Raw genomic sequence first — 26,219 nt, forward strand, 5'->3', positions numbered from 1 at the left:
CACCTTATTTCATGGAATTACCATTCTATTTGAGAAGCAGGAAGTATATTCGAATTTTCAGATACAGACTCAATACTGCCATCTTTAACTTTAATTACTTTATGGGACATATATTTTATTGCATCATTATGTGTAACTATAATAATAGTAGTACCATATATTTTATTTACGTCCTCTAGTAATTGAAGAATTTCTTTGGATGTCTTATAATCTAATGCACCAGTGGGTTCATCACATAATAAAAGTTTTGGATTCTTTATAAGAGCTCTGGCGATAGCTGTCCTTTGCTGTTGCCCACCAGATAAATGTTTTGGAAGTTTGTTTCTATGATCCCATAATCCTAAAGTTTTAAATAGATTTTCTTTATTTAGTGGATTTTTCGTTAAATATTCACATACTTCTACATTTTCCATAACAGTTAAGTTAGGGACGAGATTATAAAATTGAAATATGAATCCAAGATGGCTTCGTCTAAAACTTGATAATTCCTTTGGAGATGCATTTGAAAGATTAATATTATCAATTATTATAATTCCAGAATCGATAGTTTCTAATCCTCCGATTATATTCAGTAAAGTCGATTTACCAGATCCCGAAGGGCCTAATATCGTACAAATTTTACCTTTCTCTAAATCAAAGCTAGCTCCCTTAAGAACTTGTACTAAGCTATCTCCTTCACCATATGACTTTTTTACATCAGTAACATTTAAAAACATAATAAATACTCCTTATTATTTGATTTTTATTTTACTACCAGATTTATAGTCAAGTGGCTTAGTTAAAATTATAAGATTGTCTGTAATTTCTTCTCCGCTGATTTCTGCATAAAGATCATTTTGACTACCTACAGTTACTGGAATTTGTCTAATTGTATAATCATTAGAATTAGTATTTTTTTCAGCTATATAAAGGCAATTATTATCATCAGAATTTTTGAAAATACTTTCACAAGGAACAGTATAAACATCTGGAGATTCATTTAAAATAATATTTATATTTGCATTCATTCCTAATTTAAATGCATCTACTGGATTATCTGTATATATAGTTACTTTATATTTAGATTCTTTATTATTAGAATCATCATCTAACTTGAGTTGATTATCGTCTTTCTCAGAGACCTGATTGATTTTAGACACTTTACCATAAAACAATTGATTTCCTGTAGAGTCGGTTCTAATTTTAGCAACTTGTCCAATTTGAATTTTTGAAATGTCTGCTTCATTTACGGAAGCAACTACATTTAAAACATCAGTGTTTTCTATTTTAAATAAATTACTTAGACTTGTATTGCCAGCAACTGCATTTACTTGCGTTATAACACCAGTAATTGGAGCTAGTATATTACATTCATTAAGTTGTTTCTTCTTTTCATCAAGGTCTATTTGGTCAGACTTATCATTGCATTTACTAAGAGCACTGTTATAATCAGTTTCAGCGTTTTTTAAGTTGAAACTAGCTTCTTGTCTAAGATTATCTAATTTAGTAAGTGCAGCATTATAAGTAATTTGAGCATGTTCAAAATCAGTTTTATATGCTCTTAAATCCTGATCAGATATTCCATTTTGATCATGTAAGGTATTGTAAGCTTCAAATGATTTTTTTTTGTCTTCTAAGTTAAGTTTAGCAGTCTCAATATCAGCTTTTGCTTGTACAATATCAGAATTATTATCCTCAATACTTAACTTTGAAGCATGATCATATGCGTCTTTAGCTTTAGATAATGTAGATTTGTTTATTTCATTATTTGTATTAATTTTTTCTTCTAGTTTATTTATAGAATTCATTAAGTCAGTAGAATCTATAGTTGCAAGTATATCTCCTTGCTTAACATAATCGCCTCGTTTTACATTTACATTTTTAATAGTGCTATTAACTGTTGAATACACATCAATAGATTTTTCACTTTCAATAGAACCTTTAACATCTAGGCTGTTTATATTATTGCTTTTTTGCAACAGTAGATAAGAATCAGTCGGGATAGTTTGAGGCATAGATGAAATGAAATATATTATTGTAGCCACAACTACAATGGTAAACAAAATCAATATTAAAAAATATTTTTTTTTAATGATTTCTATTGGTTTAAACACAGAAAGACCTCCTATTTTTCGTAAAAATATAATAATTTTACAATATTGCTTAACAATTACATGATAGTTTAACTTTTAAATGATGTCAATAATCAATATTAATTAATTAAAAATCAAATTATAAATAAATGTTATAGTTGTTAAAATTTATATGACAATAAAGGAGTAACTATTCAGCTGCCTCAAATATAATATATTACATTTTAGTATGACAAATATATTTTGATTTGAAATTAATTATAAAGTTGCATGAATATATATTTAATTACTAAAAAATACAATATTTACTTAGATTTGAAGTAGTGATATAATGAAATGGTTCACAAAATGGAAAAAAATATAAAAACAAGTATAAAATTCAATGAATTCATATAAAAGTATTTTGATGAAGTGAGGTGTATAAGTGGAAATACATATAAGATTTGTAATATTTATAAAGAACTTTTGGTAAATGAATATTTGGATTGGAGTGATAAGTATGATATGTAAAGATAGAATTATAATATTTAATGGTTTAAGTCAAAATAGATATGAATTAACAAAATATCTTAATTTAAAGAAGAACAAAAAAATTATTTTAGTTGAATGTAAATCCGAAAAATATGACGAAGAATTTTCAATTAATGTATATAGTAGTGAAAGTAAAGAGGAAAATTTACAAATTGAAAATCAAATTATGGAAAAATGTCAGATAAAACTTAGGAAAGACTATGATGGTTTATATCATATGATGGATAGAGTATGTCTAAGTTGTGCATCAGTTATTTTTAAAAATAAAGTTTTCTCATCAACTAAAGAAAAATACAATATTAAAGAATTAATGATGAAGCTAAATATAAAAGAGCAATTCACACCATTTTTTATGAAGTTTTTAAATATTCTACAAGAAAATGGATATTTAAATTATGATAATGACGAAATAACAGTTTTAAAATCCATAGAAGATATACCAGAAGCAAAAATAATTCTAGATAATTTTACAGAGGAACAAAAGAAATTTACTCCATATGTGGAATTATTAATTTACTGCGCCTCAAAGTATGAAAGAGTTTTTTCGGGTGAAATTCCAGCTAATGAGGTTATATATCCAACTGGTGAATTTAATATGCTTGATGATGTTGATAGCAAGATGCCGCTTTCAACTAAAAGATATATATATGGTGATGTGTTGGCGGATATAATAAATAATTTCGTCAGTAAAAAGAAGAAGAAAGTAAGAATACTTGAAATTGGAGCTGGTACTGCTGAACTTACAACAAAAATTCTCTCTCGTATTAAGGACGTTGATAATATAGAATACTGCTTTACTGATATTGGACAATCATTTGTAGCAAAGGCAAAAATTAATGCAGAAGTGAATGGATATAAATTCATGAATTTTAAAAAACTCGATATATCAGCAGATATAGAACAACAAGGATTCAATGAGAATAGTTTTGATATTATCATTAGCTATGATGTTTTACAGGCCACTAACTCTATTGAGAAGTCATTAAAAAATATTAAAAAAATGTTAGTTCCAGGAGGAATATGTGCACAAGTTCAAAGTTATGATGATCATGATATTGATAATTTGATATATGGTTTGTCTCCTGGATGGTGGAATTTTACAAAAGATCCTATAAGAGGAAAGAAGATAACTATGCATCCTCAAGAATGGCAAAAAATACTTGAAAATGTTGGGTTCAATAATGTACAAGTTTTACCAGAGGAAATTGAACTATCAGATGCAGGTGTTTTCTTGTCATTCAAGCCATATGAAAAAAATATAGATAATAATAAAATTCTATATAATCAATTAAAAAATAACTTATTAAAAAAATTACAGTCTGTAAATGAAGAATGTTCCATAGAATTTATTAATTCATTTGATAAAGAAGATATTGATGCTTATATGTCTAAGTTAAGCTTATCTGAAAATGATGAGGTACTATACAAAGATAATCCCCAAAATATAAGAGAAAACGAATATATTGATGTGACTAATGACTTAGAATCAAAGCTTTTTGAAATTTTAAAGACAATATTTGGAGTTGAAGATATAGCTATAAACGATGAATTACAAAAACTAGGATTGGATTCATTATCAGGATTGCTTTTGATATCTAAATTAAGACAAGAGTTTAAGGTGGAATTAAATATGAAAGACTTTTATAGTTTTGAGACTGTTTTTGATATTGCTGAATATATAAAATCTGTAGGTATTAAGGATATAGATTTGCAAGACGTAGAAATTGAAAGTAAAGAAGAGAATAAAATTGGAAGTAATGATATTAGCGATTTAATGGATCTTCTATAGTATTTAAGCTGTAATAATTACAGAGATTAAAAAAGAGTAGTAATACTAAAATATACGGATATAAGAATGTAATTATAAGAATGAATATAATTTAGTCTAATTATTATAATAGATTATTTATTAGAAAATGTAAGGAGTATGGTTAAGAATGAAGAAAGAAATTTATGAAGTTGGAGAGATACCACCATTAGGATATGTACCATCAAAGATGTATGCATGGACATTAAGAAGTGATAGGCTAGGGGAACCTATCAATGCATACAAGAGGGAAATTGTAGATATTCCTAATCCAAAATCAAATGAGTTAATTATTTTTAATATGGCTTCTGGTATTAATTATAATGGTGTATGGGCTGCCATAGGGAAACCAAAGGATATAATAAATACTCATCATCAGTTTGAAGACCCACAAGACTTCTTGATTTGTGGTAGTGAATCAAGTGGAATTGTTTATGCGGTTGGAGATGAAGTTAAGGACTTTAATGTTGGAGATGAAGTAATCTGCATAGGAGTTCAATATGATAAAAATTGTAAAGTTTACAAAAAAGCTAATGATCCTCGTACAAGTCCCTCATTTAGAATATGGGGGTATGAAGGAAATTGGGGAGCTTTTGCACAATTTTCTAAAGTATTAGATGTGCAATGTACCAAGAAACCAAAAGCATTGAGCTGGGAAAAAGCAGCTTCGATTACGTCTACAGGTGCAACAGCATACAATATGCTCAATCATTGGAAGGGCAACGAAATTCAAAAGGAGGATGTAGTACTTGTTTGGGGAGGAGCCGGCGGACTTGGAAGCATGGCAATACAAATTGTGAAAGCATTAGGAGGAATTCCTATAGCGGTTGTTTCGACTGAGGAAAGAGGTAAATATTGCATTGGTCTAGGTGCAAAAGGATATATTAATAGAACAAAATATGAACATTGGGGAATTCTTGGAGAAGAATTAGGTGAAAATCAAGTTTTATATAAAAAATGGTTAAAGAGTGTATTAAAATTTAGGCGAGAAATATGGAATATTGTAGGTGAAAGAAAAAATCCACAAATAGTAATAGAGCACCCAGGAGCGGATACTTTACCTACATCAATATTTGTATGTGATAACAAAGGGATGGTTGTACTTTGTGGTGCAACAACAGGATATATAGGTTCGCTTGATTTAAGATATCTTTGGCTTAATCTTAAAAGACTGCAAGGTTCTCATGCAGCTACAATTGAGGATGTTGAAAGTTTACTAGATTTAATTATGGATGGATGTGTGAATATACCTAAAATCAATACGTATCAGTTTGAAGATATTCCTAAAATACATCAGGATATATATACTAATTCAGCAGCTGATGGAAATATGGTAGTTGTTATTGGAGCAAAAAACTTCAAGTAGAATTTAGAAATCTGACAAGCTTATATGATGATTTTTTATATGAAGAAGGGAAAGAAAGTTAATATGGAAAATAATTGGATAAAAGTCAGCTCTAAGAGAGTGGATTCAAAATATAAGTTGATATGTATTCCTTATGCAGGTTCAGGTTCAAATATATTTTATAAATGGCAGAAGGTTATTGGAAAAGATGTAGAAATCTTGCCTGTACAATTACCAGGAAGAGAAAAAAGAATTACTGAAGAGTGCATGACAGATTGTGAAAAGGTAGTCGAAGGTATAGCAGGACAATTAATTAATTTAATTGATGACCATGAATTTGCAATATTTGGACATAGTATGGGAGGCATAATAGCATATGAGTTATGTAGACAGCTTCAGAAGAAATACAATATTTCTCCTAAAATATGTTTTATATCTGCATCTCATATTGATGCAGACAATGAAAAAATATATTTAAGTAAATTAGATGATGAAGCGTTTGTCCAAAAGTTAAGGCAGTATGGAGGCATTAACGATGAAATTTTAAAATATCCTGAATTTTTTGATGTTTTCGTAAAAATATTGAAGAATGATTTTAGATTAATAGAGAATTATACTATTTCAGAAGATGACAAGGTTATTCATGTACCTATACGAAATTATATTGGAACAGATGATAATTTAATGAAAATGGAAAAGATGAATGACTGGAGAGAATATACTGATTTAGGGTATACATATCGCATATTTAATGGAAATCATTTTTTTATTTCAGATGAGGCAAATATGAAAGAAATATGTAGTGATATTTGCAAATATTTATCAAAATAGGAGGTACAATGCAAATGAAATCAAAACAGTTGGTTGCAATCGAAAATCTAGATAAATATTGGGATGAATATCTATATTCATATGAACATCATGAATATATTGATTTATATCAGGATGGTAATGTTTCAGATAATGATTCACAAAGATGTATCATAGAATTTAATAATAATATTTATAAGAAGATTAAGGAATTTGCAAAAATTAGAAAAATTGAATTTTCTGTATTATTCAATGCTATGTGGGGATTTATGCTTGAACGTTATAACAATAAAAAAGATGTTGTATTTGGAAATCTAATATCAATAAAATCTCCCAATAGAGAATTAAATATTAATGTTATTATACCAGTTCGTGTAGATTGTACAGAAAATATAAGGATATTAGATTGTATAGATAAAATTCAGAAGTCAGCAGACTCACATATAAATAACTTACCTTCATTAGCTAATGATAATAATTTATATATATTGAAGAGAAAATTTATTGATCATATCATTGCTTTTGAATCTGATATAAATGAAACAAATAATAATATTTCGTTAGAATATAACTTATTTTTAACAGTAATATGTGGTGAATCACTAAATTTAGATTTTAGATATATCAAAACAAAATATAGCGAGAAATCAATAAAAAATATGGTTTGCCATCTAGAAAGAATAGCTGAGCAGATAATAAAAAATCCGGAAGCAAGTACTAATACAATTGAATTACTTACTCAAGAAGAAAAACATAAGATTTTATCAGAATATAATTCACAATATAATGCATCATCCAAAAGTATTGTAACGTTATTTAAAGAAAATGTAAAAAAGTATCCAGATAACATTGCAGTAACCATTGGAGAAAGATCGATTACTTATATGGAGTTGGATAGTTATTCTGATGAATTTGCAGCATTTCTTATTAAAAAGGGAGTAACTAAGGAAAGTATAGTAGCAATTTTTGCAGAACGTAAGATTGAGACTATAGTAGGAATTGTGGGAATTCTAAAATCTGGAGGTGCATATCTTCCAATTGATATCGATTATCCTCAAGAAAGAATTGAATATATTATAGAAAATGCAAAAGTTAAATGTATTGTTGGTGGAACTACATTAAGCAAAGTTCCAAATAACATAGTGAAAGTAGATTTATTTAGTAAAGATTCATATGTTGAAAATGATTATTCAATTGAATATAAAGCATCACCCAACTCACTAGCATATGTAATGTATACTTCTGGGACTACTGGAACCCCTAAGGGTGTCATGGTAGAACATAAAAGTGTTATCAGACTGGTTAAGGATACAAATTATGTTGAATTTAAAGAAGATGATGTAGTTCTTCAAACTGGATCTATTGTGTTTGATGCATCAACTTTTGAAATATGGGGAGCTTTACTTAATGGAAGTACACTTTGTTTAGTTAATAAAATGGATATGTTGGATACATCAAAGTTGAAATCTGTTATTGAGTATAAAAAAATTACTATAATGTTTTTAACACCATCTTTGTTTAAACTATTAGTGGAGGATGATATTTCATTATTTAAAAATGTGCGTGAACTTGTTGTAGGTGGAGATAAAATGCCATGCAAGCAAGCAACTCAAATTATTAATAAATACAAAGCACTAAAACTTGTAAATGGATATGGTCCTACAGAAAATACTACCTTCTCAACATGTTTTTTAGTAGACAAACCATATGAAAATAGCATTCCAATTGGTAAACCAATTACAAATTCAACTGCATATATAATTGATTGTTTTGGTAACTTACAATTTATGGGGCTTTCTGGGGAATTATATGTAGGTGGTGTTGGAGTTGCTAGAGGATATATAAATAATACGGAGCTTACTAATGAAAAGTTTGTAGTATTGCCATTTATATCAAAGGATTATCTTTATAAAACAGGAGATATTGTAAAAATGATGCAGGATGGCAATATTATGTTTTTAGGTAGAAGGGATAATCAAGTTAAAATTAGAGGATTTAGAATAGAATTAAATGAGATAGAAAATAGGCTTTTATCATATGAACAGATAAATGACGCAGTAGTTAAAATTTGCAGCAATAATAACTCAGATAAATATATTTGTGCTTATGTTACCGGTAATAATATAGATTGTAATAAAGTCAAAGAATATCTTAGAAAGTTCTTACCAGAATATATGATTCCTAATTATATAATAACATTAAGCAACTTTCCTCTTACAATAAATGGAAAAGTGGACAAGGATGCGTTAGAACTACCAGTGAATTTTTGTGAAAATGCAACTAATGAACCTATAAATGATTTAGAAAGATCAATGTGTGATATATGGAAAAAAATATTACAACATAATGTAATAAATGTTGATGATGATTTTTTTGAAATGGGAGGAGATTCTTTAAAAGTAATGGCGTTTATATCAGAAGCCCAAAAAAGAGGTCTTAAATTATCTTTTACGGATATTTATAAATACACTTCTATACGAGAATTAGTATCAAATAAAAAAGTGCAAATTATTGGAATACCAAAGGTAAAGGACAAAGATAATCTTAGATTATCTTTTGCACAGGAAGGAATCTGGTTTAATAGTAAAATTGAGCCTATATATAATGTTGTTCTTAGTGTATCAATAAATAAGAAGCCACTTGATATTGCTATATTAAAGAAAGCTATAGAGATTGTAATAAAAAACAATCAAGAATTAAGAACAATTATTATTGAAAAAGATTATGTTCCTTATCAAAAAGTATATGATGAGGTTATTTCAGATATTACCTATGAAAAACATTTAGATAAAACTGAGCAGGAATTGAGAAAGTTCTTTGAACATCAAGAAACATATAGAGAATATAAATTAGATGAAGCACCTTTATTTCATTTTAGAATAGGTGAAAGTGGTGATGGTTCTATAATACTCACAATCGGAACACATCATGTTTTAGCAGATGCATATGCAATTAATATAATTTTGGAAGAGATAGATAAAAGATATAGTGAGCTGCTAAATGGAAATGAGATTATAGCAGATGAAAATAAGACTACATGTGTAGATTATGCAATGTGGCAGAGAGAAGAATTTGAGAAAAAGGGATACTATAGTGACGTTGAATATTGGGAGAAAAAACTTCAGGGTAATATGAATATAATTGAATTCCCTAAAAAAGAAAATAGTAAATATGGAGATTATGAGGGGAATGGTATGAGGATTTCTATTCCTTCAAAAAATATAAAAGCATTTTCTGAGTTGTGTAAAACTATTAATATTTCCATGTATGCTGGATATGCTGCATTATTCTATATATTTTTAAATTATATATATGATATTGATGATATTGCAATAGGTACTGCAACTGTAGGAAGGGATAGAAGTGAAATACAAGACTCTCTAGGAAATTTTGCTTTTGCTTCACTAATAAGAACAGAAGTTTCTAAAAATGATAGTTTTATTGAATTAGCAAAAAAAACTAAGAAAACAATAAACGAATTATATGAACATCAAGCACTACCTTTTGAGATGATTTTAAAAGAGACAACAGTTGATCGAAAATATCACAAATTACCATATAGAATTTTGATCGAGTATATAAAAAATGAGAGATTATCGACCAATCTAGGTTTTACTGTTGCCGACTATTCAAATGAAATTACACCAGCTGATTTTACTTTCTTTATTCAATCTGAACCAGATGAAGAATATTTAACTTTCTATTATAAGAGAAATCTTTTTGATGACGAAGAGATAGAAGATTTTGTATATCTTATGAAAGATATTTTTGAAGAGGTTGTAAATAAACCTACAGCAGCTTTAAAAGAGTATGATTTATAAGATTCAGAGAAAATTAGCTTTTAGAAAAATAGCATTTATATAATTAATTTTAAATGGGCGAAAGGAGTGTTTAGTGATGAAAGAGATTTTAGCTATTAAATTTAAAGGTGAAGTATTTACAAGAAGTCAATTTGCTAGACAGGTAGGAAAATTTCAAAGTTTAATAGGAAATAATATAAAGGATAAGATTGTTGCAGTAAAAATTGAAAATCCTATTCATTTTATTGAAGCATGTAGTGCAATAGCTGGTTTAAAAGGAACAATTTTCCCAATTGATAATTTAAAGATGTTGGATTCTGATACAGATCTTTTGTTATCTGATGATGAAAATGACAAAAAGTATTTTAATAATGTTATTATTGCAGATTTAGATTCAGTCTCAGACTTTAAAGTACCTGAAGATATTGAATATATTGGAAATGTTAAATTATCGGATTTTTCGACTTCTTCACTTATACGTAAAGAGATGTTAAATAATTGGGTTGAATTCAACAAAAACATAATGAAAACAGATTGTAGTGAAACAATTTTCATGTATAGAAATAAAAAGGATTTATTTAAATATATTTGGACATTGCCATTATGTATGGATGGTAACTTAACAATTGCTGGTATTAATGAAGAGATAGATTTTGAGGAATATACAAATATTATAATGCCGATCGAAGGCATTGATATAATCAAAAAAAGTAATAATTGTACTAATAAAAGCTTAATTACTTATGGCGATGAAACAGTTGAATTCAAAAAAATAAAAGATATAATTGCCGATTATGAAATAAAATGGAACAATTATTACGGGTTTCCAAATGTAACTTGGCTATCCGCAGCTAAGGAATTTATAATTAATGGAAAGAGCGGATTATATAATGAAATAAAACCTATAAAAAATATAAAGTTAGGTATTGTAAATGAATCGGGTCAGATTCAGCCAGAAAATGCAATTGGGTTTATAGCAGAAAAAATAAGTGGTGAAACTAGATTAACACAATATATGGGATGTAAATTGTCAAATGGATCAATCGTAGCAATTAGCTATAAGGATGGAATAATATATAAAAATGGTACTTACTTGAATTTAAAAGAGGTAGAAGAACAACTATGTAAATTAGATTGTATAAAGGATTTTTACGTAGAAGGTACAAATGTTTATTATTCCACAGATATAGCATTATCAGGATTTAAATTAGATAGTTTACTTAAAGAAGTGCTTCCAGAAGAATATTTCCCATTAAATTATATAGAAGTACCATTTATTGCAAGAGATTTACAAGGAAAAGTTAATGTTTCAAAATTAGAGAAGATGAATGATATCTCATACAATAAGCTTAATGAGATTAGTTCTGAAATATACGATTTAGGGATAGATAGCGCAATAACAGTTGATTTTAATAATGATGAAAAATTTATTGATATGCAGCCATTAAATAATATGGCTGAAATTAGCCCGAGTAAAGAAATTTCTGAAGGAAAAATTTCGTATATAAAAAATGGAGACTTAGATTATAGTAAACAAAAATTTGTTAGTATTACTGAATTAATCCAAGAAAGAGCAAAAGGAAATCAAAAAATTATTTATATTGAACATGAAGGAAGGGTTCAGCAGACATATAACCAGCTTTATTTAGAGGCAGGGCGAGTAGCAAATGGACTTAAAGAAAATGGTGTAAAGGCAAATGATAAAGTAATTTTACAGCTTCCTAATAATAAAGATTATCTAGAAACTTTTTGGGCGTGTATACTTATTGGTGCTATTCCAGCACCATTAGCGGTGTTAGACGACTATGGGACAAAGAATTTAAACACTGACAAAATTTTAAATATATGCAAGCTATTAGAAAATCCCTTTATTATTACTTCGTCTGAATTAGTGGAGCCTATAAACAATATTAAGGAAAGTTTAGTTGATAATAAGATAAAGGTATTAAATTTTTCAACTATTAAATGTGGAGGGAATTTTGAAAATCCTCATGTATGGGATATAGAGAAACCTTGCCTTATCATGTTTACATCAGGAAGCACTGGAATACCAAAGGGAGTTATGCTAAACCAAAGAAATATTTTTGCAAGGACTTTATGTGAAATAGAAATGTATAACTTTGATGAAAATGAAATTGATTTAAATTGGATGACATTAACTCACGCGGCAGGGCTAATTTGGACACATATAAGAGATATGTACTTAAATATGCTGCAAATTCAAGTGAAATCAGAGGTTATATTAAATGAACCACTTATGTGGATTGAGTTGCTTAATGAATATAAAGCAACTATTACTTGGGCACCTAATTTTGCTTATTCTCTTATAAGTAATGAACTTTCAGATGAGAAATATTATGATTGGGATTTATCAAAATTAAAGTATATTTTTGCTACTGCTGAGGCGAATGTAAGCAGAAATCTAAGGAACTTCATAATTAAATTAAAGAAATACAAGCTTTCTGAGGATGCAATTAAACCTTCGTTTGGTATGACGGAAACTTCATCGGTAATGATATATTATAATAATTTTTCGTTAAATAATACAAGTGATGAGGATAAATTTGTTCCAATAGGTACTCCAGCTGTAGGGCATGAATTCAGAGTGACTGATGATGAAGGAAATGTTTTGCCAGAAGGTGTTGTGGGAAACATTGAAGGAAAAGGCCAAACTATAACTAGTGGGTACTATGACAATGAAGCAGCAAATAGAGAATCCTTTACTTTAGATGGATATTTTAAAACGGGAGATTTAGGTTATATAAAAGATAACAATATAATTCTTACAGGACGTGCAAAAGAAGTAATAATAATAAATGGTTTAAATTATTATGTTCAAGATATTGAGTCGGTAGTAGAGGATTTAGAAGAAGTAAATCCATCATTTACTGTAGCCACATCAATAAAAAATAAACAGAATGAAGAAGAAGTATTGGTGATTTTTACTCCTAGAAATGAAGAAAGCTTGGACGATATACCATCATTAAAAAAATTAGTTAATAAAATAAAACGTGAAATAAGAGAAAAGTGTATGATTTATCCAACATATGTTATACCTGATATGCGTAGTAAATCAATAAGAACGGAGCTTGGAAAAAAACAAAGAAGTAAATATAAAAAAGCTTTCGAAAATGGTGAGTACGATGATATCATTCAAAAAATGGGTGGAACAAATTTAAAGCAAAAATATGTGATGGAAGAATTTTGGCAAAGAGTTAATATTGCTGCAAGTATTAAAACAAGGATAAAGGATAAAATTACTGTAATTTCGGAAGATAAAGAATATGTTGATAAATTATTTGTTGATAGTAATTTAAAATATGAAACATTAAATGAAAATGAAATTTCAAAAATAAAAAGCAATTACTGCATTGATTTGACTATTATTGAAAATAAATCTACTAATATAATAGAATTTTCTAAAAAAATATTACAACATTTTGCTGAAATATCAAAATTAAAACAAAAAATGAAGATTATTTTACCAACAACAAATGCTTTTGTATTAGAAAATGATAAAATATTTAACATTCAAAATGGAATATTAAGAGGTTTTATAAAAAGCTTTAACTTAGAAAATAGTGAGAAGTCATGTAAGATAGTTGATTTTGATATTTTTGATTTTGACCTATGTATTAATGAGCTTTTATCATCTAATAAAGATACAGAAGTAGTCTATAGAAATAAAAAACGTTATAAATCATTTCTTGAAAGCATACCTGAACTTAAAGATAATGAGGACATTATAAAGGATAAAAGTGTAATACTTTTACTTGGAGGATTAGGTGGAATAGGAAGAAATGTATGTAAATATTTATTAGAAAAATATGATGCAAAACTAATTATATTTGGTTCAAGTAAGCTTGTAGGAGAAAAGAAAGAAGTTTTTGACAATTTAAGAAGTATTTCTAAAAATATTATATATCAAGATGTTGATATAAATGATAATACTCAAATGAGCACTGTTCTTTCTAGGTGTGAAAAAGAATTTGGTGAAAAAACAACTGTGTTTATTAATCTTGCAGGAAGAATTTCTGCTGATAAAAATAAAAAGTCTCATTGGGAGGACATTAGTAATCACATTATTGAAAATGAAACTATGTTTAGCATGGAGGAAGTTATTAAGTCAAAAGTTAATAGCACATTAGCAATTGAAAAGTTAAGAGAAGAGAGAAAAAATTCAATATTGATTATGTTTAGTTCTATCAATGGATATTTTGGCGGAGTTTCTTTATCTGCATACTCAGCCGCAAATAGTTTTCAGGATAGTTACTGCAGGTACTTAAATAATAATGAAAAAGCTACTTTTTGTATAAATTGGAGTACCTGGGTAGACGTTGGTATAAGTGAATCAATACCAGAAGGTATTCAAAAGGCATCGTCTAAAAGTGGTTTTTATGCAAATACAGTTGAAGAAAATATAGAATGCTTTAGATATATATTAGATCATAATATAAAAAATGGAGTTATTGGAGTTGATAGGAACTTCAGGAAATATAGACATTTTATAAAAGATAAATACAGAAGAGATATAACTGTTTTTTATACTGGGGATAAATTAAATGAAATTAAGAGGATAGTTAGAGATAGAGTAAACGACATAGATGCTATACAATATCAAAATATTGAAAGTATACCTAGGAATTCTGACAATAGACAGGATATAGACTTTAATCTTTTAGCACGACTTTCTATAAATTCAGTCAAAAGATATGATGAGGAAAATCTATCAGATAATCATAAGAAAATGATTAAAATATGGAAAGAAACATTAAAAGTACAATCAGTGGGTATTAATGATGATTTTTATGATATTGGTGGAAATTCAATTTTAGTGTCAAAATTACTATTTAAAATAGCTAATACATTTAATGTAAATGTTTCATTTCAGGACATATTAAATGCAACAACTATAGAAAAGCTTACAAATTTAATAGAAAACATTAAAGATAAGTCTGTTACTGAAATAGCTAGAAATACTGATGAATTTAAAGAAATATTAAGGAATGAGGTGAAGTTAGATTTTTCAGTAAAAAGTTATCTTGAAAAAACCTCTGTCACTAATGAGGATAGAAATATATTAGTTAGTGGCTCAACAGGTTTTTTTGGAGGATATTTATTGAAATACTTACTTTTAAATACAGACTATCATATCTATTTACTTGTAAGAGCACAAGATAGAAACGAGGCAAAATTAAAAGTTATGGAACATTTGAAAAGGTATGAATTACAAAATTACTTTGTTTCTGATAGAGTTACCATCATTAAAGGTGATATTTCAAAGGAAAATTTAGGTATGAGCAACGACGAATATAGTGATCTTTGTAAAAATATAGATGTAATTCTTCATTCAGCAGCGGAAGTAAATTTTGTTTCTCCGTTTGATAAGGTTAAAGTTACTAATATTGATGGAACAAGAAGAATTATTAAGTTTGCTTGTGCGGAAAAGGTTAAATTGTTACATTATATTTCTTCATATTCAGTTTATGATTGTTTAGAAAATAGGAGGAATTTTACTGCAAATGAGAGAACTGAACTTACATTTGATTATAAGCATGAATTGAATGCATATACATTATCAAAATGTGTAGCAGACAGCATTGTTCGCCTTGCAAATGAAGAAGGGCTTCCATGTAAAATTTACCGTATAGGAACAATAACAGGAGATTTAGAAAAAGGAAGATGCCAGGTTAGAGATTTCTTCTGGACATTAATAAATGCTAGCTTAAAATTAAAAAAAATGCCCATAATGAGTAATATTGTATTTCATCTTGTTCCAGTGGATATATTAGCTGATATTGTTATTAAACTTTCAAAAAGACCATATGATTTCAATGAAAATATATATAATCTAGAATTTGAAATGCTATATTTAAGTAAAGTTTTTGAATGGCTTAAAAATATAGAGCCAAGCATGGAAATAGCTGCTTATGAAGAGTGGCGGAAAGATCTTATTGTTTATGCAGAAGAGCATAATGATGACTTATTATTATCAATTCTTCCGATTTTTCCTAATGCGGAAGTAATTGAAGAGGTACATCCAGTTGATGTCGATTCTAGTTTTACACAAAATATTTTGAATTCCATGAATTTAAATAGAATGGGTATTAATTATGATAATTTCAAGAAGACATATGAATACTTAAAAGAAATAAATTTTTTTAGAGAGGATTGATTTTTATGGAAATTAAAGAAAAACTTTTGACGCTTTTTAAAGAAATACTTGGAATGGATGATATATCAGAGACTAGTAATATCTTTGATATGGGCGGTTCATCATTAACAATATATAAAATTTCAGAACAAGCTAAAGAGAGGTATGGATTAAAAGTAAATCCAATAGATATTATGACTTATCCAACTCTTGAAAAACTATGTTTATTTCTTGAAGAAGGAACAAAGCAAAAGTCTGATGATGATAATATAACAGCTAGGAAAAACTTAAGAAATAGGAGAAGGAGAGAAGGGGTATAAATGTGTGCAGATGCAGAAAATAATTTAGATGTCGCAATAATAGGAATGTCAGCTAGGCTGCCTAAGGCCAGCAATGTAGAAGAATTTTGGCAAAATATTTTACAAGGAAAAGATTGTATAACAAGAGATAAAAGTAAGGATAAGTTAAATTATGTTGGAGCATATGGGAAATTAGATAATATTGAATGTTTTGATGCGGATTTCTTTGATTTTAATAAAAGAGAAGCAATGAATTTAGATCCTCAGCAAAGATTCATGTTTGAAGGAATATATGAAGCTTTGGAGGATGCTGGATATAATAGCGACAAATATGATGGTAAGGTTGGACTGTATTCAACATATGATGAACAATTGTATATATGGAATTATTTAATGAGACAAAAAGGTGATTGGTATTTAAATTATCACTTAGCAGAAATAAATCTTGGTGGTACATTTAGTACACGTATAGCCTATAAGTTTAATTTTCAAGGCCCTTGTATAATGTCAAAATATGCCTGCGCATCGTCACTTGCAGCAATACACCAGGCGTATCAAGGACTTCTAAATTATGAATGTGATATGGCGGTAGCTGGCGGGGTTTGCATTGAACCTCAGCAAGATGGCTGCGTAAGTCTTGATACAACTATATCTAGAAGTGGTTATACCAAAGCTTTTGATGAAGAGGCAGATGGTTTAGTTAAAGCATCTGGTATGGGAGTTATAATTTTAAAAAGACTTGAAGACGCTGTAAAGGATCATGATAACATCATTGCAATCTTAAAAGGCACTAATGTAAATAATGATGGTAATAGAAAAGTTGGTTTTTCAGCACCAAGTGTTCAAGGACAGGAGGAAGTGATTAGTGATGCATTAGCAATTGCTGATATTGAACCTTCAGAAGTGGGATATTTTGAAACACATGGTACAGGGACAGTATTAGGAGATTCTGTTGAGCTAAGAGCATTAAAAAATGTTTTCCAAGAAAATAATGAAGACGAAAAAGTATATATAGGATCAGTAAAGAGCAATATAGGGCATACAAGTACAGCTTCAGGTGTGATTAATGTTATCAAAGCCAGTTTAATGCTTAAAGAAAAGATGATGCCACCAAGTATTAATTTTAAGAAACCTAATAGTGAGCTTTTAGAAGAAAGATGCCCAGTAGTAGTCAATGACAGGTTGAGAAAGTGGGAAAGTAATAAGACAAGAATAGCAGGAACAAGTTCATTCGGAATGGGAGGAGCAAATGCAATTGCTATATTAAGTGAATATGAACAAGAGCCACATGAAAATATATTAAAAAAAGAATTATTTGTAGTTAGTGGAAAAACGGAAGATGCATTAAAAAATAATTGTCTAAAACTTGCTGAATATCTAGAAAAAAAGGATGTTAATTTAGAAGACATGGCATACACATTGCAGGTAGGGAGAGGCAATTTAGAAAAGAAATATTATGCCGTTTCTGATAATAAAAATGATCTTATTGAAAAACTTAAGATGATAGATAAAAAGGGACCTACTTCAAATGGTGAAAAAGCCAAGAAAAAAATAGCATTTGCTTTTTCAGGATCTGGTAGTCATAAGTATTCAATAGGAAAAGAATTATATGAAAGTAATAATATCTTTAAAAGAGAAATGGATAAATGTTTTGATATAATCAAAAATATTTCGGGTCAAGATTTAAAGGAATATTACAAAAATTATGATTTTGAGAAAGATGATCTTTCAGATGAGCACGTAACTGGTATGTTAATTACTTTTATTGTAGGATATTCGCTTGCAAAATTATGGAATGAGATAGGTGTTAAGCCAGATATTATAATAGGTCATAGTTTAGGTGAATATATAGGTGCTTGTATTGCAGGAATATTTACACTTGAGACTGCAATTAAAATAATTATTAAAAGAACAGAACTTTTTGGTACATTACCTGAAGGAAGAATGCTTGCTATTGCAGCACCAAAAGAAAAAATTGAAGAATTATTAACTGAAGGAGTTACTATTGGAGCAGAAAATGGTTCAAAAAGATTTCTTGTTACAGGACTTATTAGCGATATAGAAAATTTTGAAAATGTGTTGAAGGAAAATAAATTGAGTTATTCGAAATTACCTGTAGTTAGAGCTGGACATTGCTCAGTAGTAAATAAAATTTCAGATGACTTTAGACAAGTTCTAAAAGAAGTTAAATTTGAAAAAAGCACAATTTCTATAGTATCTACGCTTACAGGTAATATCTTAAAGAATAATGAGATGTCAACAATTGATTATTGGATAGATCAGATGTGTTCACCTGTTAAGTTTTACGACGCTATTGAAGAAACTGCTTTGCAAAATGACATTATATTTATTGAAATTGGTTCATCAAATCAACTTACAGAGCTTATAAGAAAAATAATATTATCTAATAAATCTATATCTGCAATATCTTCATTAAAGGAATTAAAAGCCGAAGACTCAAGAGAAGGCTTCTTAAATGCTGTTGGAAAGCTATATTCTAAAAATATAGAAATAGATTGGGATAAGTTATATAATAAAAAACCTTATAGAATTTCTTTACCAACATATCAATTTGATAGAAAAGTTTTCTGGAGATATAAACCATATTTTGTTGGAGAGAAAAATGAAATTTTAAGCAGTGATACAGAAGAAGTATCTATTATTAATGAAGAAAAGGAAAGCGTAGAGAAAAGTTTAAAATGCGATAACATAACTGAAAAAGTATTAAAAGATATTTTTAAAGATATTTTCGGAGTTGATGAAATTAGTATTTATGATGATATATATGAATTTGGTTTTGATTCTCTTTCAGTAGCTCTTGTTACTTCAAAAATAGAAACAGCATTAGGTAAGAAAATATCAATGAAAGAAATCTATTCTATTACAACTATTTCTGAGTTAATAGAAATAATTGATAATAAGGAAGCTGAATGCAATACTTTTGAAAATGAGGAAGTAAAAGAAGAAAAAGATACAATAAAAAATATTAATGATATCTTTGATGAAATTGAATAAGAATTAATGTGTAAAAAATTAGATGATAAGTAGTATGAAAAAAGGAAAGTTTATGCACATAAGGAGTATTATGATATGGATATATATGAGGAATTAAATAAATTTGATTTTATAAAAGAGTATGAAATAATAGGAAAAACAGTGATATTTTCTGCTGATAAGGAAGTATTATATAAAAATATAGCTAAATATGGAGAAGATTATGACTTTATTCAGGTTCCATATATTCCAAGAGATAAAAAAGGTATATTAGATAAAACAAGTATTGAAAAATTTGGATTTATTTCATCTAAGACATACTTTGAACTTGAAAAGAATTTACTTAAATCGGACATTAAAAATGATATTAAAATTAATTATAAGAATACCGATAAGGGTATAACTCTAGAATATAATGAATCTGCAAGAACTAAAAGCAATGAAATTGAAATAAGTAATAGTAATGAATTGGCTATATCGACCTCAGAACCATTAATTAATAATAGAAAATATAAAAATCTTACTGAATTATTTAAAGTAAGATCACAAAGTAAACAGAAAACTATTTATATTGAAAAAGATGGACAGGAAGAGCAAACTTATGAAGAGCTTTATAAAGAAGCATCTTATCTTGCAACAAGCTTAAGAGAAAAAGGATTAAAACAAGGTGATAAGTTAATATTTCAACTTCCGGATAATAAAAATTTTATTAAATGTTTTTGGGCATGTATGCTTTTGGGAGTTATTCCTGCACCGACAGGTGTCTTAGATGATTATAGTGTGGAAAATGTCAATACTAAAAAAATATACAATATATGGAAACATATTGATAAGCCTTTTATTATAACTACTGATAAGTTAAAAGATGATGTACTTAAACTTGGAGAAATTTTCTCAGATAATATAAATGTTATAGCAATAGATGATACTGAAGCTTCAGAAGAATTTGAGAATTATTATGATTGGGATATTAATGAAACAAGCTTAATTCTCTTTACTTCAGGAAGTACAGGAATGCCAAAAGGAGTTACATTAAGCCAAAAGAATATTTTTGGAAGGACTCTTGGGGAAATTCAAATGTATAATCTTAATGAAAATGAAGTAGATTTTAATTGGATGACATTAACTCATGCGGCAGGTCTTATATGGTCGCACATAAGAGATGTATATCTTAATATTCTACAAATTCAAGTGAATTCGGAAGTTATATTAAACAAGCCTTTGATGTGGATTGATTTAATGAGTAAATACAAAGTTTCCATCACATGGGCACCAAATTTTGCTTATACTCTAGTAAATAATTATATTCAAGATGATAAAGATTATGATTGGGATTTATCACGATTAAATTATGTATTTTCTGGTGGAGAAGCAAATGTTAGTAAAAATTTAAGAAGTTTCTTGAAAAAGTTAGAAAAATATTCGTTACCTAAAGATGCATTAAAATTAACTTTTGGAATGACTGAAACATCTTCCTGCATTACATATTATAATGATTTTTCATATTATAATAACAGCGATGATGATAAGTTTTTACCAGTTGGAGCACCTATGCCAGGAGCTGAAATACGTATTGTTGATGAAGATGGAAATGTGGCTAAAGAAGGTGAAATTGGACATGTTCAAGGAAAAGGAGAGTCATTTACTTCTCAATACTATAAAAATGAAAAAGCTAATAATGAATCATTCACAGATGATGGTTATTTAATCACAGGTGATATAGGATATATAAAAGATAATAATCTAGTATTAACAGCTAGAGAAAAAGATATAATTATCATCAATGGTTTGAATTATTTTGTACAGGATCTTGAAGCAGCAGTAGATGATATGGATGAAGTAAATGCATCATTTTCGGTAGCAACTTCGGTGAAATTAAAAGATGATGATAATGAAATGATTTTAGTATTCTTTTCACCTAAGGATGAAGAATTATTGAAAGATGAAGCAAATATTGAAGAATTAAAAGAGCTTGTTTTAAAAGTTAAGAATCAAATTAGAGAAAAATGCTTATTAAATCCTAAATATGTAATACCTCTTTTAAGCGAAGAATTGCAGACAACGGAAATTGGTAAAAAGCAAAGAAATAACTATAAATCTGCTTTTTTAGATGGTAAGTTTAATGAAATCATAAATAAGATTGAGGATGAAAATTTAAATTATATTTTAACCAAAGAATGGGTCAGAAAAGAAATTCAATATAAACAATTAAGTAATATATGTGTAATTAATAATGATAAAAATATAGATGAATTATTTGAAAAAAATAACGTTTCATTCAAGTCTATAGATAATATAGCAGATGCTCAGGAAAATGATATACTTTTAGATTTCTTTTTCTATGATGAAAATGATCTGGAAATCTCGTCGCAAAATCTTAGTTATATTTTAGATAAAGCTAGTACACATATAAAAGATATTATGAAAATATCAAAAAAATTAACAATAATATTTCCAACAAAACAATCTATTAATTTTGAATCAGATATGACCTTTAGAATTAATAATGGTTTTATTAATGGATTATTGAAAACAGTATGCTTAGAAAATCCTTTTTTACGATGTAGAATTGTTGATTTTGATAAATTGAATATTTCTCTTTTAGTAAATGAATTGAATCTTTCCATAAAAGATGAAGTTGCAGTATACCGTGATTCAAAAAGATATATTCCATGTTTAAAAACAGCAAACAAGGGCAATTGTAATGAAGCAATAATACAATATGATAGTTTAGTTCTAGTAGTTGGTGGCCTTGGAGGAATAGGTATTCATGTATCTAAGTATTTAATAAACAAGTATAATTCAAAGCTTTTGATTATTGGTAGCTCTGATTTAGAAAAAAATATTGATAGATACAATGAATTGATTAATATTTCTGAAGATGTGATTTACTGTAAAGCAGATGTTACAAATTATCAAGAAATTTTGGACTCTGTAAATAAGGCTGAACATCAATTTGAAATTAAACTTTCTACAATAGTTAATCTTTCTGGAAAAATGTCATCAGATAACAGTGAAGTGTTTTTTGATAATTTATCTGACCACACTTTAGAAAATGAAGAATTTAAGAATATGTTAGATTCGTCATCAGTTAAGCTTCTGGGAACATATAACCTTGAAAAAATTAGAAAATCAAAAGAAGATGCTTCAATGATTGTATTTTGTTCTCTTACAGGTAATTTTGGAGGAATATCAATGGGGGCATATTCATTAGCTAATACACTGCAGGAAAATTATTGTCAAAGCCTTATAAATTTGGGGGAAAGAGTATTTTGTATAAATTGGAGTATGTGGAGTAAGACTGGTTTAAATAAATATAGCAATTCAAGTTCAGCTGTTTTTGGTGGTTTTAATGAATTAGATATAGATCAGGGAATTGGTTATCTAAATTTTATAATTGAAAACAATATAAAGTCATCATATGTTGGTATAAATAGAGATTGTTTAAAGATGAGATACCAAGTTCACGATTTTTATGATATGAGTCTGGTAATTAATCTCGATGATAAAAATAAAGTTCAGAAGGTAAAGAGCATTATTAAAGAAAATTATAGAAATCTTACATCAAGACTTGTATGTAAAATTGATAAATCTAGATTTAACTCAGATGCTAATATTAGTGAATTACAAAATAAATTAATGATGATATGGAAGGATAATCTCAAAGTTGAAGAGATCCATATTAATGATAATATATTTGATTTAGGTGGAAATTCATTGACTATTTTTAAGATTGTAGAAATTATTAGTTATGAATTCAATATGAATATAAAACCAATTGATATTATGATATATCCTAATATTTATCAACTATCAACTTATTTATATTCTAAAAATAAAAACAATGGCAACTTAGAAGTTAAGAAAAAAGATAGTGGGAATATAAGAAAAAGAAAAGAAATGTTAAAAAATCGCAGGCGTTAGGGAGGATAATATAATATGAACTTGCTAGAGAAGATTAACGGTTTATCAGAAGAAAAAAAGAAAAAATTCATAGATACAATAAAAGAGAGAGGATCAGAGTTTGGAATATATCCCTTAGCAAATAATCAAACTGGTATGTGGTGTGTATATAAAACAGATATTGGAAGAGAAAATCCATTTTATAATGCTGCATTTAAAATTGAATTTAAAGATAATGTAGGACATGAAAGAATAAAATCGGCAATACAGCAGTTATGGGATACTCAAGATGTTTTTTCTTTTAAATATATAGAACTAGATGGTGTACCATATCAGTATTTTGATAAGGATAGTAAGCCGGTGATTGAAGAAGTTGACATTTCGGATACATCAAAAGATGAAATTGAAAAAATACTTCAGGAAAAAGAATTAGAGTTTACGCTGAGGAATTTTAACCTTTTTGAAGAAAATCCTATAAAATTTCAGATTGTAAAAATTAATAAGGATTATGAAGTACTGTTCTTATCAGTGCATCATATAATTAGTGATGGATGGTCTGATGGTGTCATATGTAAGACAATTATGGATGGATATGCTGGTATAAAGCAAGAAAAAACTTCATACCAGTATGCAAATCATATTGTTAGTGAAAAAACTGAAAGAATGCAAAATAAATTAAAAAATAATATTTCATTTTGGAAAGAAAAATTAAGTGATTCAGAACATTTTTTAGATTTACCTACAGTATATAGTAGATCTAGTGATAGAGAAAAAAGATCTGATATGGTTACTTTTCCATTAGATAAAGAAACAACTCAAAAACTTAAAAATATTGTAAAAGAAACTCAAAGTAATCTTCACGCGGTTCTTTTAAGTCTTTTTTCTATAGTTATAACTAGATATGCTAATAAATCTTCAATGAATGTAGGTACAACTCTTGCAAATAGAGATGATTTAAGAACTGTTAATTTAGTAGGAGATTTTGCATCGGTTGTTATTATGCCAGTTAAATGTAATGAAAATAGCTCTATAATTGATGGAATGGAAACAGTAAGAGATTTAATGTTTCAAAGCATGGACCATTCTAATGTTATTTTAAGTGATATTATAGAAAATGTTCCTTTTCAACGTCTTGATAATGTACATCCTTTATATCAAGTTATTTTTGCAGTTCATAGCAAAAAATTGCTTAAAGGATGTGCAGAAGGTGAAATGATACCTGTTAACGGAAGTAGTGCTATAATGCATACTTTAAAACGTAATAATGCAAATGATTATAAGCTTGATATGTGTATGATAATATGGGATAACGGCGAAGATTTAGAATTGCAGGTTGAATATTCAACTAAGTTATTTTCAGCAGAAAGAGTTACCAATATAGCTAAGGCTTTTATACATGTAATTCATGAAGCTGTATCAAATGTAAACCAAAAAGTATTTGATTGTAAATTAGTGGAGGTAGAGAAATTAAAGGAAAGATTTAAAGAACTTCAGATCAAATATACTCCTAAAAAGTTATTAGATAAAGTTAATATTTTAGAAGAGAATATCGCTGTTATTAATTCTGAAATGGCATTACTTGACATATCAAAACATTCAGTTCCTATTGGTTTTGAAGGTGATATATATTTCAAACAAAATGGTGAGTGGTATGCAACTGGTGAAAGAGCATGCGTAGATGAAAATGGTGATTTTAGTATTATAGAATATAAATCAAGAGTAATAGAATTTAATAATAAAATTATTGATTTAAGAGAGTCAGAGAAAAACTTAAAAGAAAAGTTTGACTTCGCATTTTGTGAACTTAATTACGATAAAAATAAAAATTTAATATTATATTATGATGGAAATTCAGAAATCACTAAGAACAGTGTTATAGAGTGTATTGGAATTATACCTACAATAATATATAAGACAAAAGAGAGTAATTCAAATAAGATATTAAATAATGTGAAGAATATTACATCAGCAGTAAAGGAACTTTCATTAAATTCTAACGTTAAAGATATAGCAGTTATACAACAGGTGAATGGAGAAATATTTGACATTATTTTTAGTACCAAAAATGGTGAAAAACTTAGTGAAGATATGATCCAAGCTATTTATAAGAACAATAAAAGTGAAAGCATAATATTTAAATACTGTAAAGATATGCCTAATAATGGAGATAACACACTTAATAATGAAAATAGCTTCGAAGATTTAATTGTATATTATAAAGAAAAAATAAGTAATACAGAAAAAAAGATTACTGATATTTGGAGAAAAATCCTTGGAGACGATAGTGAATTTGGACTTTATGATAAATTTTTTGAGGTAGGTGGAAGTTCAATAAAGATTATTAAAATGCTTAATATGATTAATAAAGAGTTTAACATGAAGGTTAACATTGCAGAACTTTTTGATTGCAATACAATAAGTGAAATTTCAGAACGTTTGGATAAAAAGTATTTATTATTAGATGAAAAGAAAAATGAAGTAGAAATCTTAAAATTTTAAATATA

At 27.8% G+C, this 26,219-nt stretch carries 11 protein-coding genes; 9 read left to right on the top strand and 2 right to left on the bottom strand.

Going from position 1 to position 26,219, the window contains the following annotated elements; translation table 11 throughout:
• Positions 1-17: 17 nt before the first annotated feature.
• Together L3B98_RS17635 and L3B98_RS17640 are read right to left on the bottom strand one after the other, a co-directional pair.
• Positions 18-716, bottom strand: a complete 699-nt coding sequence (locus L3B98_RS17635) for an ABC transporter ATP-binding protein (RefSeq protein ID WP_238917711.1) — start codon at positions 714-716, stop codon at positions 18-20.
• Between the two features lie 15 nt (positions 717-731).
• Positions 732-2,093 carry an efflux RND transporter periplasmic adaptor subunit gene (locus tag L3B98_RS17640; protein WP_238917712.1) on the bottom strand — a complete coding sequence of 454 codons (1,362 nt, stop codon included), beginning with the start codon at positions 2,091-2,093 and terminating at the stop codon, positions 732-734.
• Positions 2,094-2,571: 478 nt separating this feature from the next.
• On the opposite strand from L3B98_RS17640, the gene L3B98_RS17645 reads away from it, so the two are divergent.
• From L3B98_RS17645 to L3B98_RS17685, 9 genes are all read left to right on the top strand, one after another.
• A complete protein-coding gene (locus L3B98_RS17645) occupies positions 2,572-4,392 on the top strand; it encodes a class I SAM-dependent methyltransferase (RefSeq protein WP_238917713.1) in 1,821 nt (606 codons plus the stop codon).
• 148 nt (positions 4,393-4,540) lie between these two features.
• A complete protein-coding gene (ccrA, locus tag L3B98_RS17650; RefSeq protein WP_238917714.1) occupies positions 4,541-5,776 on the top strand; it encodes a crotonyl-CoA carboxylase/reductase in 1,236 nt (411 codons plus the stop codon).
• A gap of 39 nt (positions 5,777-5,815) precedes the next feature.
• Entirely contained in the window at positions 5,816-6,586 is a 771-nt protein-coding gene (locus tag L3B98_RS17655; RefSeq protein ID WP_238917715.1) for a thioesterase domain-containing protein, read from the top strand.
• Positions 6,587-6,600: 14 nt separating this feature from the next.
• Complete coding sequence (locus L3B98_RS17660) at positions 6,601-10,386, top strand: amino acid adenylation domain-containing protein (protein WP_238917716.1); 3,786 nt, start codon at positions 6,601-6,603, stop codon at positions 10,384-10,386.
• 76 nt (positions 10,387-10,462) lie between these two features.
• On the top strand, positions 10,463-16,540 hold the full coding sequence (locus L3B98_RS17665) for a thioester reductase domain-containing protein (protein ID WP_238917717.1): 6,078 nt from the start codon (positions 10,463-10,465) through the stop codon (positions 16,538-16,540).
• Between the two features lie 5 nt (positions 16,541-16,545).
• Positions 16,546-16,839, top strand: coding sequence for an acyl carrier protein (locus L3B98_RS17670; protein WP_015390530.1), 294 nt, complete (start codon positions 16,546-16,548; stop codon positions 16,837-16,839).
• Positions 16,840-19,833 carry a type I polyketide synthase gene (locus tag L3B98_RS17675; RefSeq protein WP_238917718.1) on the top strand — a complete coding sequence of 998 codons (2,994 nt, stop codon included), beginning with the start codon at positions 16,840-16,842 and terminating at the stop codon, positions 19,831-19,833.
• A gap of 75 nt (positions 19,834-19,908) precedes the next feature.
• Complete coding sequence (locus L3B98_RS17680) at positions 19,909-23,736, top strand: SDR family NAD(P)-dependent oxidoreductase (protein WP_238917719.1); 3,828 nt, start codon at positions 19,909-19,911, stop codon at positions 23,734-23,736.
• Positions 23,737-23,751: 15 nt separating this feature from the next.
• Positions 23,752-26,214: a condensation domain-containing protein gene (locus tag L3B98_RS17685; RefSeq protein ID WP_238917720.1), complete on the top strand. Its 2,463-nt coding sequence runs from the start codon at positions 23,752-23,754 to the stop codon at positions 26,212-26,214.
• Positions 26,215-26,219: the final 5 nt, after the last annotated feature.

Source organism: Clostridium sp. YIM B02555, from assembly GCF_022320955.1.
In the GTDB taxonomy this organism is placed as follows: Bacteria; Bacillota; Clostridia; order Clostridiales; family Clostridiaceae; genus Clostridium; species Clostridium saccharoperbutylacetonicum.